This window comes from Geovibrio sp. ADMFC3, assembly GCF_054687035.1.
Genome location: NZ_BAAFZG010000002.1, coordinates 2,976,880 through 2,990,660, shown reverse-complemented (window position 1 = coordinate 2,990,660; position 13,781 = coordinate 2,976,880). Strand labels below are relative to the sequence as shown.

At 43.9% G+C, this 13,781-nt stretch carries 9 protein-coding genes; 1 reads left to right on the top strand and 8 read right to left on the bottom strand.

The features are described 5' to 3' along the window. Positions 1-140 precede the first annotated feature (140 nt). From ACYRYY_RS14565 to metF, 3 genes are read right to left on the bottom strand one after another with little or no spacing between them, the layout of a single operon-like run. A complete protein-coding gene (locus tag ACYRYY_RS14565) occupies positions 141-767 on the bottom strand; it encodes a phosphorylase family protein (protein WP_460216319.1) in 627 nt (208 codons plus the stop codon). After that, positions 767-1,648 (bottom strand): radical SAM protein, encoded by an 882-nt coding sequence (locus tag ACYRYY_RS14560; protein WP_460216318.1) that lies wholly within the window; start codon positions 1,646-1,648, stop codon positions 767-769. The genes ACYRYY_RS14565 and ACYRYY_RS14560 overlap by 1 nt, the downstream gene beginning before the upstream one ends. Next, a complete protein-coding gene (gene metF / locus ACYRYY_RS14555) occupies positions 1,648-2,496 on the bottom strand; it encodes a methylenetetrahydrofolate reductase [NAD(P)H] (protein ID WP_460216317.1) in 849 nt (282 codons plus the stop codon). The genes ACYRYY_RS14560 and metF overlap by 1 nt, the downstream gene beginning before the upstream one ends. Before the next feature lie 234 nt (positions 2,497-2,730). Here metF and ACYRYY_RS14550 point away from each other — a divergent pair, with 234 nt between their 5' ends. Then, positions 2,731-3,171: a lytic transglycosylase domain-containing protein gene (locus ACYRYY_RS14550; RefSeq protein WP_460216316.1), complete on the top strand. Its 441-nt coding sequence runs from the start codon at positions 2,731-2,733 to the stop codon at positions 3,169-3,171. Here ACYRYY_RS14550 and ACYRYY_RS14545 read toward each other — a convergent pair. From ACYRYY_RS14545 to eno, 5 genes are all read right to left on the bottom strand, one after another. Beyond that, entirely contained in the window at positions 3,168-4,256 is a 1,089-nt protein-coding gene (locus ACYRYY_RS14545; protein WP_460216315.1) for an iron-containing alcohol dehydrogenase, read from the bottom strand. The genes ACYRYY_RS14550 and ACYRYY_RS14545 overlap by 4 nt on opposite strands. A 4-nt stretch (positions 4,257-4,260) precedes the next feature. Beyond that, positions 4,261-5,358 (bottom strand): aminopeptidase, encoded by a 1,098-nt coding sequence (locus ACYRYY_RS14540; protein WP_460216314.1) that lies wholly within the window; start codon positions 5,356-5,358, stop codon positions 4,261-4,263. A gap of 148 nt (positions 5,359-5,506) precedes the next feature. Next, positions 5,507-11,314, bottom strand: a complete 5,808-nt coding sequence (locus tag ACYRYY_RS14535) for a cadherin domain-containing protein (RefSeq protein ID WP_460216313.1) — start codon at positions 11,312-11,314, stop codon at positions 5,507-5,509. A 162-nt stretch (positions 11,315-11,476) separates the two neighbouring features. Then, positions 11,477-11,905, bottom strand: coding sequence for an IS200/IS605 family transposase (gene tnpA, locus ACYRYY_RS14530; protein WP_460213496.1), 429 nt, complete (start codon positions 11,903-11,905; stop codon positions 11,477-11,479). Between the two features lie 534 nt (positions 11,906-12,439). Further along, positions 12,440-13,729, bottom strand: coding sequence for a phosphopyruvate hydratase (gene eno, locus ACYRYY_RS14525; RefSeq protein WP_460216312.1), 1,290 nt, complete (start codon positions 13,727-13,729; stop codon positions 12,440-12,442). Positions 13,730-13,781: the final 52 nt, after the last annotated feature.

The window sequence follows — 13,781 nt, the reverse complement described above, 5'->3', positions numbered from 1 at the left end:
AAAAGAGATTAGTTAAATTGTTATTATGGTTTTTTAACACCCGAAAAAAAGAAAATAATGATAATCGGAAATGATTTGTACGATTTAAAAAATAACACAGGAGTTATTGAATAAGAGGGTTTGGATACCGGACAATACTTTTAGAATGAGCTTTGAAAAAAGGAGCTTAAAGAGCGGAATGCAGACTTGATATCCCATTCCTGATTTTTTCTTTCACCACAATAATTTGAAACACTACGCACTTGCATTGCATTCACACCGGAACGATGTGCTGAAAGCCCCACTGATGCGCCTTCCATATTCTCAACAGAAGAATTTGTTTTGTTATAATAGATATTTGCAAGCATATCACAGGAACTGAGCAGCGAAACAGTATTGGAGTCAGCAGCAGGCAGAGAGGTGATTTTTTCAAAATAAGTAAAATTATTTTCGCATACAGGAAAACCTTCTTCACCCAAGAACCTTATTTCAGTGCCGTCAAAGACTGATTCATCAACAAACCAGTCTTTAACAATGCTCACAACATCGCCTGTTTTAAGCCCGCTTTGCCTGTAAGCACCGCATATCCCTGCTAAAAGCGCCTGCTTGGGGCGGAGTTCTGAAAATATTAAAGCAGAGGCAAAGGATGCATTTGTCTTCGTAACACCTGTGACAAAAGCTTTCATACCCTTCCACTCACCGCAGACGATTCCGTATTTCCATTCAGATAAAGGCATTTTCCCCAGTGAGCCATAGAGTTCATTAACAGTCGGAAAGAGCAGCAGCATTAAAACTCCTCATAAAAATCAGGGTATTGTTCAAGCATACCCCTTGATGCGAGAATCTGCTCTGCTTCATTGACCTTTTTCAGAAGTTTTTCCTTATCTTTAGGCAAAACTCCTTCAAGAGGCACAAAATTTGAGACATGGTTGGAGCGGAAAATCATATTCCCCTCATTCATTCCGGTCAGAAATCTTCTGATTTCGTCTGTCAGATCGCCTATGCAGGGTTTTTCTATGCTGTCAAAATAATCACGTTTCCGGCGTAGGAAAAGAGTCAGGAGCGACACATACTTAGGCTTTGTGGCGTTCAGCCACGCCGTGCTGTCCTGCATATGTGCATGGCTGAGTTTTCTTCCGCCTCCGCCAAGAATCACCATGACCGAAAAATCTATGCCTTGCGCCCTAATCTCCTGAACTTTCGGGAGAATCTTGTCCGCTTTCATACCCTTGTTCATCAGAGCCAGCACTTCGTTATTCCCGCTTTCCAGCCCGAAATAAAGGAGCTTCAACCCTTTTTCACGAAGAAGCCTCCATTCACCAGCACTTTTTTTCATAAGCGCCTGAGGTCCGGCGTAGCTGCTTATTCTCCGCAAAGCGGGAAACTTGAACCTGATAGCATCAAGAATAATAGCCAGATCATCAGTGGGGTAGATTACACCGTCACCGTCTGCAAGAAAAACACGGTGAACACGTATGGCATAGTGTTCGGGAATGCCGTTAATTTCGACAAGAATATCGTTTAAGGGTTTGATACGGAAAGGTTTATCAATATACATTCCGCAGAAGGCGCACTTATTATATGAACATCCTTCCGTTATCTGGAAAATCAGCGAATCCGCCTCGCTGGGCGGTCTGTAAAGGGGTTCTGTGTGGCGGGGCATAGGCATTAAAACAACCTTTTCAGCACCTCTTCGGTTGCTCCGGAGCGGTTGAGAGTATAGAAGTGCAGACCTCTTACACCACTTTTCCACAGGCATTCGCACTGTTTTACGGCATAATCGACACCTAAGGAAAACATGTCATCCTCGCCTTTCCCTTCCATTTCACTGATAATTGCGGAAGGAACTTCAACACCGCACATCTGGGTAAAACGAATCACCTGAGATATATTTGTAATAGGCATAACACCTGCTATTATAGGCATAGTGATACCTGCTTTTTCGCACTTTTCCAGAAACCTGTAATAGTAGTCATTCACAAAAAAGAGCTGAGTAATTGCAAAATCTGCACCAAGATCCTGTTTAAGTTTAAGATGTTCCAGTTCTTTATCTATATTTCTTGTCTGTATATGCCCTTCGGGATAGCAGGCGACACCAATGCTGTAATCACCATTCTTTTTCAGAAATTTCACAAGATCAGATGCGTATTCAAACTCCCTGCTTATGTCTTCCGGGTTCATATCCTGCGGAATGTCCCCGCGAAGAGCCAGAATATTTTTCACACCAATGGAATCAAGCTCTGAGGTAACGGAATCTATCACCTCACCTGTTGCAGCAATACATGTGAGGTGCATCATCACTTCAAGCCCGTAATTGAGACGGGTTCTGCGTATCCATTCAACAGTTTTTTCAGTTGTGCTTCCGCCTGCTCCGTACGTAACGGAGACAAAATCCGGGTCAAACTTTTTTAACTGAGAAATAGTGTCAAAAAGGACAGATTCCGCTTCCTCCTTTTTAGGGGGGAAAAACTCGAAAGATATTGTGCGTTTTGAATTTATTATATCAATAATTTTCATGTGGACATCTCCGGAGGTTTAATGAAAAATAACCGCAGAATGCGTTGACTGCAAGAAATATTTATGAAATAGTCTTTACAGATGAAGCTTATTTCCCTTTATAAAAAAATACTTTTAGCGTTTGTTGTTTACGTTTTTTTGCTTAATACCTGCACATTTTTCACCACCTTGAACCCAAAAGCGCTCATAAACCCTTTTCATATAAAGACAAGAACGGTCAGCGTGTACCATCTTGTGCGTCATGTCGTACTTGTGTCTGGTGTTGCTTTCAGAACAATTCCCCATGAACTTATTGACGAAAAAGCTGAGAACTACTCTTCAAAATACGGAGTGGACCCAAAACTTGTAAAAATTGTTATAGACGTTGAATCAGAGTACAACAAGTTCGCCATCTCACGGACAGGCGCAATGGGTTTGATGCAGCTTATGCCCATTACGTTCAAGGACATGGGAGGCAAAGACCCCTTTGACATTGATACTAACCTTGAAGCGGGGATAAAATACCTTTCCATACAGCTACGGCGCTTCAACAATACTGAGCTTGCTCTTTCCGCTTATAACGCAGGACCTTACACTGTATCATCCAGAGGTAACAGAGTACCTGATTTCGGCGAGACCCAGCGGTACGTTAAAAAGATAATGTACCGCTACAGTCAGGTCGCTGATCCGGACTAGATAAGCTTTTTCACCACATAGTCCGCATCCGCTTCAAACGGTGTGGACTTCATATTCGGCTTTCCTATCGCATATTCAGCCATAATCCGCTTCTCTTCCATAGTAAGAACACTGCTTAAGGAATCTGCACCGAGTCTTTCAAGCCAGAAAGAGAGATCAAACCCGTGTTTCTCAAATAAAGACGGAACAACCCCGGCCTTAGTAACCCCTTTTTCCTGAAGCATTTCCATAAAGCAGGGTATCAGCATTGCATTTGCCGTGCCGTGGTGAATTTTTTTGTTATTTGTCAGGTAGTAGCCAAGGCTGTGAAGCAATGTTGTTCCTGTATGCAGAATAACAACACCCGCCAGCGATGAAGCATACATAAAATTAGCCAGTACCCTGTCGCCCTTAAGGTCTTCCGCAGCGCTCAAAGTAGCAAGTATAAGCTCAAGCGAGGTCATTGCGCACATATCGCTGAAAGGATTGGCACGTAGTGAGACCAGCCCTTCCATCGAATGAGTAAACGCATCAAACACTGTGGCAAGAAGAGTCTTTTCGTTCAGAGTTTTAAGAAGCCCCGGATCAAGCACCGCCCATTTTGGGAACATGCAGGGCTTGGAAAAGTTTATTTTATCTGTTTTTTCCACGTCAGTAATAATTGAGTAAGCATTCATCTCGCTCCCTGTGCCGCAGGTTGTGGGGACTGCGAGAACAGGCAGAGGCTTATTGGGCATATCTTTTTTGGCGAGAAGTTCGTAGAAGCTGTCGTTATTAGTGGCAAACACTGCCATGGATTTTGCAGCATCAAGGGGGCTTCCTCCACCCACGGCGATTATTGCCTCACACCTCGCTTTACGCATGAAAGTTCCGCCCCTGATTATGGTGTTAATGGACGGGTTTTCCTCCACTTCCTGAAAGAAATGGAGTGACTTATCAGCAAGCTCAGACTCAAGAAAAGCCTTCATCCCCATAGTTTCAAGGGATGTGCGCCCGGAAACCACACCAATTGATTTATAAGGGCGCATTATTTCCTTAATCTTCTCTATGCTGCCGAAGCCGAAAAAAGCCTCCACAGGGCTCTGGAACGAAAACATGAAGCTCATGACATCAGAATCCTGTGAATTTGCCGTTTTCAAAAACAAGCTTGCCGTCAATGTAAGCTTTGCCGTCTTCCATAGCCTTTATCATATCCCAGTGAATACCGGATTTGTTCTTCCCGCCGGCTTCAGGGTATGATGCACCCACAGCCATGTGTATAGTACGTCCGATTTTTTCATCAAACAGAATATTCTTAGTGGGCTTGGTGATGGATTCGTTCAGCCCGAAAGCTATCTCGCCTATGAAGCGTGAGCCTTCGTCTGTCTCAAGTACAGACTGGAGAAAATCATTCCCCTTCTCTGCATGAGCTTCCATTATTTTGCCCTTGTCGATCTTAAGGGTGATTCCGCCTGCTTCCACACCCATGTATGATGTGGGAACATCAAAGTGGATTGTTCCGTTTACACCATCCTCAACAGGGCTCGTAAACACTTCACCATCGGGCATGTTGTGGTGTCCGTTGCAGTTAATCCATTTGCGCCCGTCAACATTGAAGGTTATGTCGGTTTTATTGCCCACGATGCGGAGTTCTTTTGTTCCGTTCAGAAGTCCGGCAATTTTCTGCTGATACTCATCAACCGCTTTCCATGCGGCAACAGGATCATCTTCATGCAGTCTGCATGCACGGTAAACAAACTCAGTATATTCATCCAGAGACATTTCAGCGTCCTGCGCCATAGCTGCTGTGGGATAAGGGCAGAGAGACCAGCGGAACTCACCTTTCTGCTCTCTGTCCATGAGAACTTCTCGAACCTTTGCATAGGATTTGGCATAAACAGCTATTTTTGATTTATCGGCACCGGTGAGCTGTTTCGTGTTGTCTGTAGCGTCTATGTAAATAGATGCGGTGACATTATGGGTGTCCGCCCAGACGCTCTGAGGTATAAACTCAAGCTGATCCTTCTGTGCGTGTTTATAAAATACAGACTGCTGACCGGAAAACGCCATACGCAGAACAGGATAAGCTCCGGTCTCCAGCGTTTTTGCATATATTTCCTTTATAAGAGGCTCACTAACTGTTTCCGCACGGATCAGAAGGATATCTCCTTTCCTTAAAGAAAGGCTGTATTCGCATATAAGTTTAGCTAATTTCTTTTCAAGACTCATAGATGTACTCCCCGTTGTTTTATCTTCTGACATAACATAATCCATTTTGCTCAATAAAAAAAGGGCGGGCTGAGAATGTGTAAAACGAAAAAAGTGCCGCACCCCAGAGGATACGGCACTTTAGATTACATAATTTTTTTACTGCATCTTATATGGAAGTTCTTTTTCTTCTCCTCATAATAAGAACAGCAGCAGATACAAGGAAGATAAGGCTCATGAGCATATCGCCGTCACCTGCGGAGCATCCGCCGTGACCATGACCGCTTCCGCCTCCGGAATTATCAGCAGGTAATGAATCTTTACTGACTATTCCAAAGCTTGTCAGGTGATCGATCCAGAAAGTAACCGTGCCGGTAATGTAGTCAATTTCGATAATATTATTCAACGGAACTGCCGTGAGTTTTCCTGCAAGAAACTCTTCGTAAGAATTGGCACTGAAAAGACGGTATTCTCCGCTTTCGATATCACCCGGTTCAATCAGCCCTGTATTAAATGGTACAGTAATTTCAATCCTCTCAAGGATCTTATCTTTCCCGTTTGTGGCGAATTTAAGCTCCTCGCATCCGTAAATATAGAGCGAAACATCATATAAGCTGGCGTATGAGCCGTTAAGCTCTCCATTTCCGCTGTAGAGCTGCTGAACCTCAAGATTTGCAGTAAGAGAATCGGTATTGCCGCATACTGAAGCTGTGTCCTCCATAATCTTATCAGTGTTCAGACCTGCGGGCGGAATAACGACAATTATTTTCTCATCTGCTGTCATTCCGTCTCCGTTTTCAGCATCGGCAGTTTCCTGTCCGACTTGACTTCCGCCTTCCACATTAATCTGCTCATTAAGATAAACGGGCTGTACATCGTTATCAACAGCCTTATTTGCTGCAAGATAAGTGTATGTATAAAGCACCCGGCCTCTGTCTGAGACATTCATTACAAGATTACTGCTGCCGGTGTATGTATAATCATATTCCGTTCCAATCATAGACTCAGTATCCAGCAGAGTGCCGTTATCAGACTTAACAATCAGAGTCAACCCGTTGAAGTTTCTTCCGGTAAAACTGATTATTGTCTCATTGTCTCCATCCGCCGCAGAAGCTTTTATTCCGGTATATGCCTTAGGAGTCATTGAAACGTTCACTTCTGTGTCGGATACGCCTATGATTTTTGTCCCGGTTACATACCCTGCAGACTCGCAAGTAAGGTATGAGAATTCTGAGCCTGTTTCAAGCCAGAATACATTTTCAGCAGTCCCGCCTGCACCTGCAGTGATCGTAACGGAAGCATATTTGGTCTGCACACCGTTATTTTTTACCCAAAGGATTACATTAACAGTATCGCCCTGAAGCAATCCGTTAACCCTTGCTGTAAGGCTTTTTACAGTGGCCTGAAGCGGAACTGTCTGTCCGTATCCGGTGAGCGTACTGCCGGATACCTTGGTAAACACGTATCCTGATTTTGTAAACGTCAGTGTATGAGCTTTATCAAATCTGGAAGGTATTTCCATTGAGAATCTGCCGTCTGCACCTGAGGAGGCGGTATAATTCACACCATCGTACCTGACTTCATGTTCAGCAAAGATATTCACACCTGAAACAGGATTCTGTGACGAATCCACCACAGTGCCTGCATATACTACAGAAGGAACCATAAGGATTGAACCGGTCGCAGCGGTTTCTTCTCCGCTTAATGCTGAGATGCTGAAATTAAGGAACTCATCGGTATCTGCAGGAATAATTGTTCCGTATGCAGTATTACCGCCGGAATCCGCAGCTGCAAATGTTCCTGAAGTTACCTCGGCTATTTTTCCGGAAGTATCTTCAACTCCGTCAGAGTCGAGAACGGTAAACACGGCTGCAGAGCTTACTTCACCGCCCTTAAGCACAACTTTTTTAGTGGAGTCTTTTTCATATATCTGCTGTTCCTGAACAAAAATATTCATGGGAACATGCAGTTCAAAAACAGAAACTTCGCCTGTCAAAGTATCGGTAATCTTAACTGTGTAGTTACCTGCAAATGCTCCTTCCGGAGTTATTTTCAGGTCAAATGAGGTGCCGTTGCGAACAACTTCATAAACAGCAGTTCCCCCTTCTTTGTAAACACTTACAGAAGGTGTTACGGACGCAGGAAGGGTAAAGCTTAAAGTTTTGCCTGTTTTAAGCTGAACTTTTGTGTAGTTAAGCACACTACCCTGACTTGTAACATTAAACGGGAAGTCTTTTTTACCGTCACCGTTTGCATCATCATCCAGATAGTCAGCTTTGCCGTCATTGTCAGAGTCGTTTGTTCCTTCAAGGTAATCGGGAATACCGTCTCCGTCAGAGTCAGCAGTTTTATCTGATGAGAGTGTTACGCTAACAGAAACCGCCGCATCATCATAAAGAACTCCGTCAGAAACTCTGATTTTGAAGCTGTCTTCTCCTATGTACCCGTTTGCAGGTGTGTAGGTAAAAGCTCCCGTCGAAGCATTCACCGAAGCCGTACCATGGAGAGGCTGAGTATTTATGCTGTAAGTAAGGCTGTCGCCGTCAATATCTTCGGCATCTACGCTATCAGCAACAGCGGTATTTTCCTCTGTTGTCACAGAAGCGTCCTCAGCAACAGGCGCTTCGTTTACATTGGTGACTGTTACAGTAATATCCTGTTCGTCACTGTCCGTTCCAACAACCACAGCAGCTTTAACACGCACCACATATGTGTTGTTACTGTCAGAATCTGAGGGATCTTCATAATCAGGAGCGCTGTTAAATGTAAGTACACCGCTTGATGAGTTTATGCTGAAAGACGAGGCATCAGCTCCGCCGATTATCGAATAGACAATACTGCGTGCAAGAGGATCTTCAGCAACAACAGTAAGTACAGCAGTTTGTTTTTCCGCAACAGAAGCGGAAGAGGCACTTGTTATCTCAAATACAGGCTCGTCAACATCTGTTACGGTCACAGCTATGTTTTGAGTTGCCTGATTTACACCGTCATAAGCTTTGACGACAACAAGGTAAACGTTGTTGCTGTCAGCATCCCCCGGTTCTTCATAGTCCGGAGCTGAGACAAACGAGAGAGCGCTGTTGGCACTGTTGAGTGAAAACTTAGCCGCATCAGCCCCGCCCGCTATTGTAAATATCAGGGTGTTGCCATCCGCATCATCTGCGGTAATTGTCATGACACCCGTACTGTTTTCCTGAACACTTGTTATTGCTTCGCTGGTAAAAACAGGAGTGTTATCATTAAGATTATTTACTGTAACAGCAACATTCAAGTTAACACTGTGAGAGCCGTCGTTAACCATAACAACAAGGCTGTATACATTATTTCCATCATTATCCAGAGGATTTTCATAATCCGGTGCAGAAGCAAAAGTCAAAGCCCCCGTGAATGGATTCAGTGAAAATTTTCCCGAATCCACGCCGCCGGCGAGAGAGTAAGTAAGATTGTCGCCATCGGTGTCAGTGGCCGTAAGAACAGCGACTGCAGTCTGTCCTTCATCAATGGAATACAACCCTGAACCTGAAAAAACAGGCTGATTATCGTTTATGTTACCAACATTAACAGAAACTGTGGAATTTGCTGTATGAAGACCATCAGATACGGTAACGGTCACACTGTAGGAATTGCTTCCTCCGGCACTTCCCGGATTTTCATAATCAGGTGCGGAATTAAAAAACAAAGCTCCGGTGGAGCTGTTTATAATGAATTTTCCTGAATCAGCACCGCCGGTTATACTGAACGACAGAGTATCAGCGTCAGCATCCGTTGCTGATATCACACCGACATTGGTCTGATTTTCATCAACAGCAAAAGACGTTCCGCTTGTAATAACCGGAGGATTCTCATTTACTACATTGGTGACAGTAACATTCAGCGTCTGGCTTGCGGAGTTTGTCCCATCTGTTGCGCTGACCTGAACCACATAAATATTATTAGTGTCTGCATCACCGGGATTTTCATAGTCGGGAGCATTAATAAATACCAACTCCCCTGTCGTTGCGTTTATATTAAACTTTGAAGAATCTGCCCCTCCTGATATTGAAAAGGTCGCCGAAGCGGTATCCGGGTCTGTGACAGTAACGGCGACAACTTCTTCGGTGTTTTCAGTCACTGATACAGAGGCGGAGCTTGTAAAAGAAGGAGCAGTGTCATCAATATCCTGAACATTGACAGTTATAATCTGACTGTCAAAATTGGTTCCGTTCGATACTTTGACTATTACTTCGTATGAGTTGTCAGCACCGGAATCTGAAGGATTTTCATAATCAGGAGCTGAAGTAAAAGTCAGAACCCCTGTTGAGGAATTGATAGAAAACTTGACGCTGTCCGCTCCTCCGTCAATAGAGTAAGTATATGTTTCTCCGTATACAGAAGAGACGGAAACAGTCGTTACGGATGAAGAATTTTCATTAACTGAAACAGCTGCAAGAGAACCGCCTCCGTTACTGGTTATAGCAACAGGGTCTGCAACAGAATCAATTGTTACATTAACAGCTATTTCATCAGTGCCGCCGCTGGTGTTAGTTACCTTAACTTTGAATGAATCAGAACCAAAGTAGTTTCCGGTGGGAGTGTATGTTACAGCTTTGGATGTACCTGTTCCGCTTGCGGACGCTGTACCATGAGAAGCAGCTGAAGATATGCTCCACGTAAGAGTTTCTCCGTTGGGATCAGTGGCATTCAGAGTGAGGCTGAATGCAGTAGGACTTCCGTCCTCGCTCATTGTTACATTTGTTGAAGCACCTTCTGTTATGGAAGGTTGGGGAGTGGAAGATGTAACCCCGTAAACATATGTTTTTGAATCATCATAATTCACATATATAAAACCGCTGTCAGGACCGGGAATAAAACCGGGCACAGAGAATCCGTAACTGTCCGTTGTCTCTCCGGCTCTGACAGGTCCTTCGAGACTCGTTGCATTATTATCGAACAATTCGGCTGTTACATATGAGCTTCCGTCATCGCCAGCGATAACAAACCCACCGCCCTTCAGACTAGCAGGCTGTCTTATGTTGTTGTTACCAATTACACGCAGTATTGTTTCACCGGAGACTATGCCTGTGCTGCTGATAAACGCTCTGCGCTCATCTCGTGAGTTATAATCTGCTCCTGGTTCTCCCATGAACATTGTCAGGAATGTATCATTGGAAAGTCCTTGGATATATATCTGTGCAGAACCGCCTTTATCAACTGACGAAACCTTAAAGTGGTTATATCCTCCCACAGAAGTCTGCGTTCCGTCATTATTATATATAACTCCGTAGTAGTTATCAGATGTATAGCAGGTGTAGCCAAGCATAAACTTGCCGTCTATTACTCCGGCAGAGTGGCTGTACATTGATGTGCATGTGCCGTCTCTTGTGCCTGTGTTTGATATAGATGTTGCACTCTTCACCACATTTCCGGCGGAATCAAAAATTTTCATCAGATATTCACTTCCGGTATTCTGCCAGTAAAAAAGCACGTTTCCGTTTGAAAGCTCAACGGAATTCCCGTAGCAGTTATAAGAAGATGAAGTCTCGGAGATGTTTGTAACACCTTTAACCAGATTTCCGTCTTCATCAAGAATAATCATCTGGTAATCACTTCCGCAGCCGGAATCAGTTCCGTCCCATGAAACAAGGATATTCCCGTTGGAGAGTGTCTGTACATATGAACCTTGATAATTCGTTGCCCTTGAACCCATAAGAGTGCTTGCATCGTAAGTCCAGGCTGTTGAGCCATCTAAATTATAGGCTTTAACATAAAGATTGCTTAAGTTCCATGACGCATCATAGAGACCAACAGAATACACAACTTTTCCGCCTGCTGTTATGCCATATCCGTAATGATATGCAGTTTTTCCAGAGCTTTCAAACTCAGAAAAATCAGGAGAAATTTTTGAGGAATTAGCAACACCCAGATATGACGCATGTGCGTTCAGGGAAAACAATAGAACTAAAAGTACTAGCAATACTTTAAGTACATTCCTATTCATAAGATACCACCATGAAAAAGCAAGATTATAATCATCAATACTAATAATAGCACAATTTAACATCAATGTTGTCAAGATCTAGTGATTATTACCTGATATTGTAAATAGATACCCCCGGGTAAACCCGGGGTTCTATGCTTTCGCCATGCTATCGCATGTTTTTTACAGCTCAATCTTGAGCTGTCCTGAATCCTGTTGCCCTTGCATTTCGACGTAATTTTTAATTACGTCTTCATTCAAACCAATACTGCTAACGAAGTAGCCTGGCGACCACACTATATTTTCATTCCAGTATACTTTTTCTAACCAATCAAAAAATTTTCGCATACGGGAAGCCAATTGGCTTTTTAATCTACCCATAACATCTGAAATACTATATTTGGGAGGAATAATTATAACCATATGCAAATGATCTAAGTCAAAGCCAATGGCTTCTATTTCAACGCCAGGCATACTTCTCAATAAACTGGGCAACGTTTTACGAATATAAGAACAGACACCAGGCTTCAGGATCTTTCGACGGTATTTACAAACCCAAACTACATGATATTTCAAGTAATAAGCACTGTGAGAGGTCTTAATGATTTCCATAGAAAAGTATACCGTCGAAAGGCTCATTCATCCACGCTTAAAAGCGTGGTGTTCTGTCTTCGACCGCATAAAAAAAGGGAGCTTACAGCTCCCTTTATAAAACTTGTTTAAATACAAATAATTAGAATACTAAAAAAATTGCACACCCTTCGCTGCGCACGGCGAACCCGCATCCTGCGGGTTTCTGGAAATGCCGATTATTTTTTCAGGTTGTAAAAAGAACCAAGTCCTTTATAAACACCCTGAACCGTCTTAATAGCGTAAACACCTGCGTCCTGCGGCGTTTACGCACACGCTCGCAGGCGGATAAACCGCCCTTCGCTGCGCACGGCGAACCCACATCCTGCGGGTTTTAAAAACGCCGATTATTTTTTCAGGTTGTAGAAAGAACCGAGTCCTTTATAGACACCCTGAACCGTCTTGATGGCGTAAACACCTGCGTCCTGCGGTGTTTACACACACGCTCGCGGGCGGATGAACCGCCCTTCGCTGCGCACGGCGAACCCGCATCCTGCGGGTTTTAAGAACCGCCGATTATTTTTTCAGGTTGTAGAAAGAGCCGAGCCCTTTGTAAACACCCTGATCAACCAGTTCTTCTTCGATGCGGAGGAGCTGGTTGTATTTGGCGATGCGGTCAGTTCTGGATGCTGAACCTGTCTTGATCTGCCCTGCATTTGTGGCAACTGCGAGATCTGCTATTGTTGTATCTTCAGTTTCGCCTGAGCGGTGAGAGATAATATTTGTATAGCCTGCTGTTTTGGCTGTTTCTATTGTATGCAGTGTTTCAGTGAGTGTGCCTATCTGGTTGAGCTTAACAAGAACAGAGTTGGCAACGCCTTTTCTGATACCTTCCTGAAGACGCTTAACGTTTGTTACGAAGAGATCATCCCCTACAAGCTGAATTTTGCTTCCGAGAGCATCGGTGAGTTTTTTCCATCCGTCCCAGTCGTTTTCATAGAGACCGTCTTCAATGGAGATGATCGGATATTTTCCGCAGAGGTAAGAGTAGTATTCAACCATATCATCCGCTGATTTTTCAGGGTTCTTTTCAGCAGCCATGAAGTATTTGCCGTCTTTATAAAATTCGCTTGCTGCAGCATCCAGCGCAAGGCAGATGTCCTCACCGGGTTTGTAGCCTGCGTTTTCTATGGCACGGAGAATAACCTCTATGGCTTCTTCATTTGATTTGAGATCAGGCGCAAAACCGCCTTCATCGCCAACAGCGGTGTTGTATTTCTTTTCATGGAGAACTTTTTTAAGTGAATGGAAAGTTTCTGTTCCCATCCTGAGTGCATCACGGAAAGTTTCAGCTCCCACGGGCATAATCATAAATTCCTGAATATCCACGTTATTATCAGCGTGCTGACCTCCGTTGATGATGTTCATCATAGGAGTTGGAAGAGTGTGGGCGAATGCTCCGCCTATATATTTATAGAGAGGGAGCGAAGAAGCGTCCGCAGCGGCTTTGGCGCATGCAAGAGAGACACCGAGGATAGCGTTTGCTCCGAGTTTTGACTTGTTGTCAGTTCCGTCAAGATCAATAAGGATTTCATCAATGAGCTTCTGCTCAAGAACATCTATTCCCTCAAGCTCGTCCGAAATAATTTCGTTAACATTCTGAACGGCTTTCAGAACACCTTTACCGAGGTATCTGCTTTTGTCGCCGTCTCTGAGTTCCACAGCTTCATGCTCGCCAGTGGACGCGCCTGAAGGAACAGCCGCTCTGCCTAAATATCCGCCGCTTGTAACGACCTCTACCTCGACCGTGGGATTGCCTCTGGAATCCAGTATTTCCCGTGCATAAACCTCAATAATATCTGTCATTTTCTGCTCCCGAATATATATTTTTTTCTTTCCGGTTATTTTGTGCCGTAAG

Bases quoted from the DNA above. Each gene is read 5' to 3' on its own strand.
- ACYRYY_RS14535 (WP_460216313.1), bottom strand. From the start codon at position 11,314: ATGAATAGGAATGTACTTAAAGTATTGCTAGTACTTTTAGTTCTATTG.
- metF (WP_460216317.1), bottom strand. From the start codon at position 2,496: ATGAAAATTATTGATATAATAAATTCAAAACGCACAATATCTTTCGAG.
- ACYRYY_RS14560 (WP_460216318.1), bottom strand. From the start codon at position 1,648: ATGCCTATGCCCCGCCACACAGAACCCCTTTACAGACCGCCCAGCGAG.
- tnpA (WP_460213496.1), bottom strand. From the start codon at position 11,905: ATGGAAATCATTAAGACCTCTCACAGTGCTTATTACTTGAAATATCAT.
- ACYRYY_RS14545 (WP_460216315.1), bottom strand. From the start codon at position 4,256: ATGAGCTTCATGTTTTCGTTCCAGAGCCCTGTGGAGGCTTTTTTCGGC.
- ACYRYY_RS14565 (WP_460216319.1), bottom strand. From the start codon at position 767: ATGCTGCTGCTCTTTCCGACTGTTAATGAACTCTATGGCTCACTGGGG.
- ACYRYY_RS14540 (WP_460216314.1), bottom strand. From the start codon at position 5,358: ATGAGTCTTGAAAAGAAATTAGCTAAACTTATATGCGAATACAGCCTT.
- eno (WP_460216312.1), bottom strand. From the start codon at position 13,729: ATGACAGATATTATTGAGGTTTATGCACGGGAAATACTGGATTCCAGA.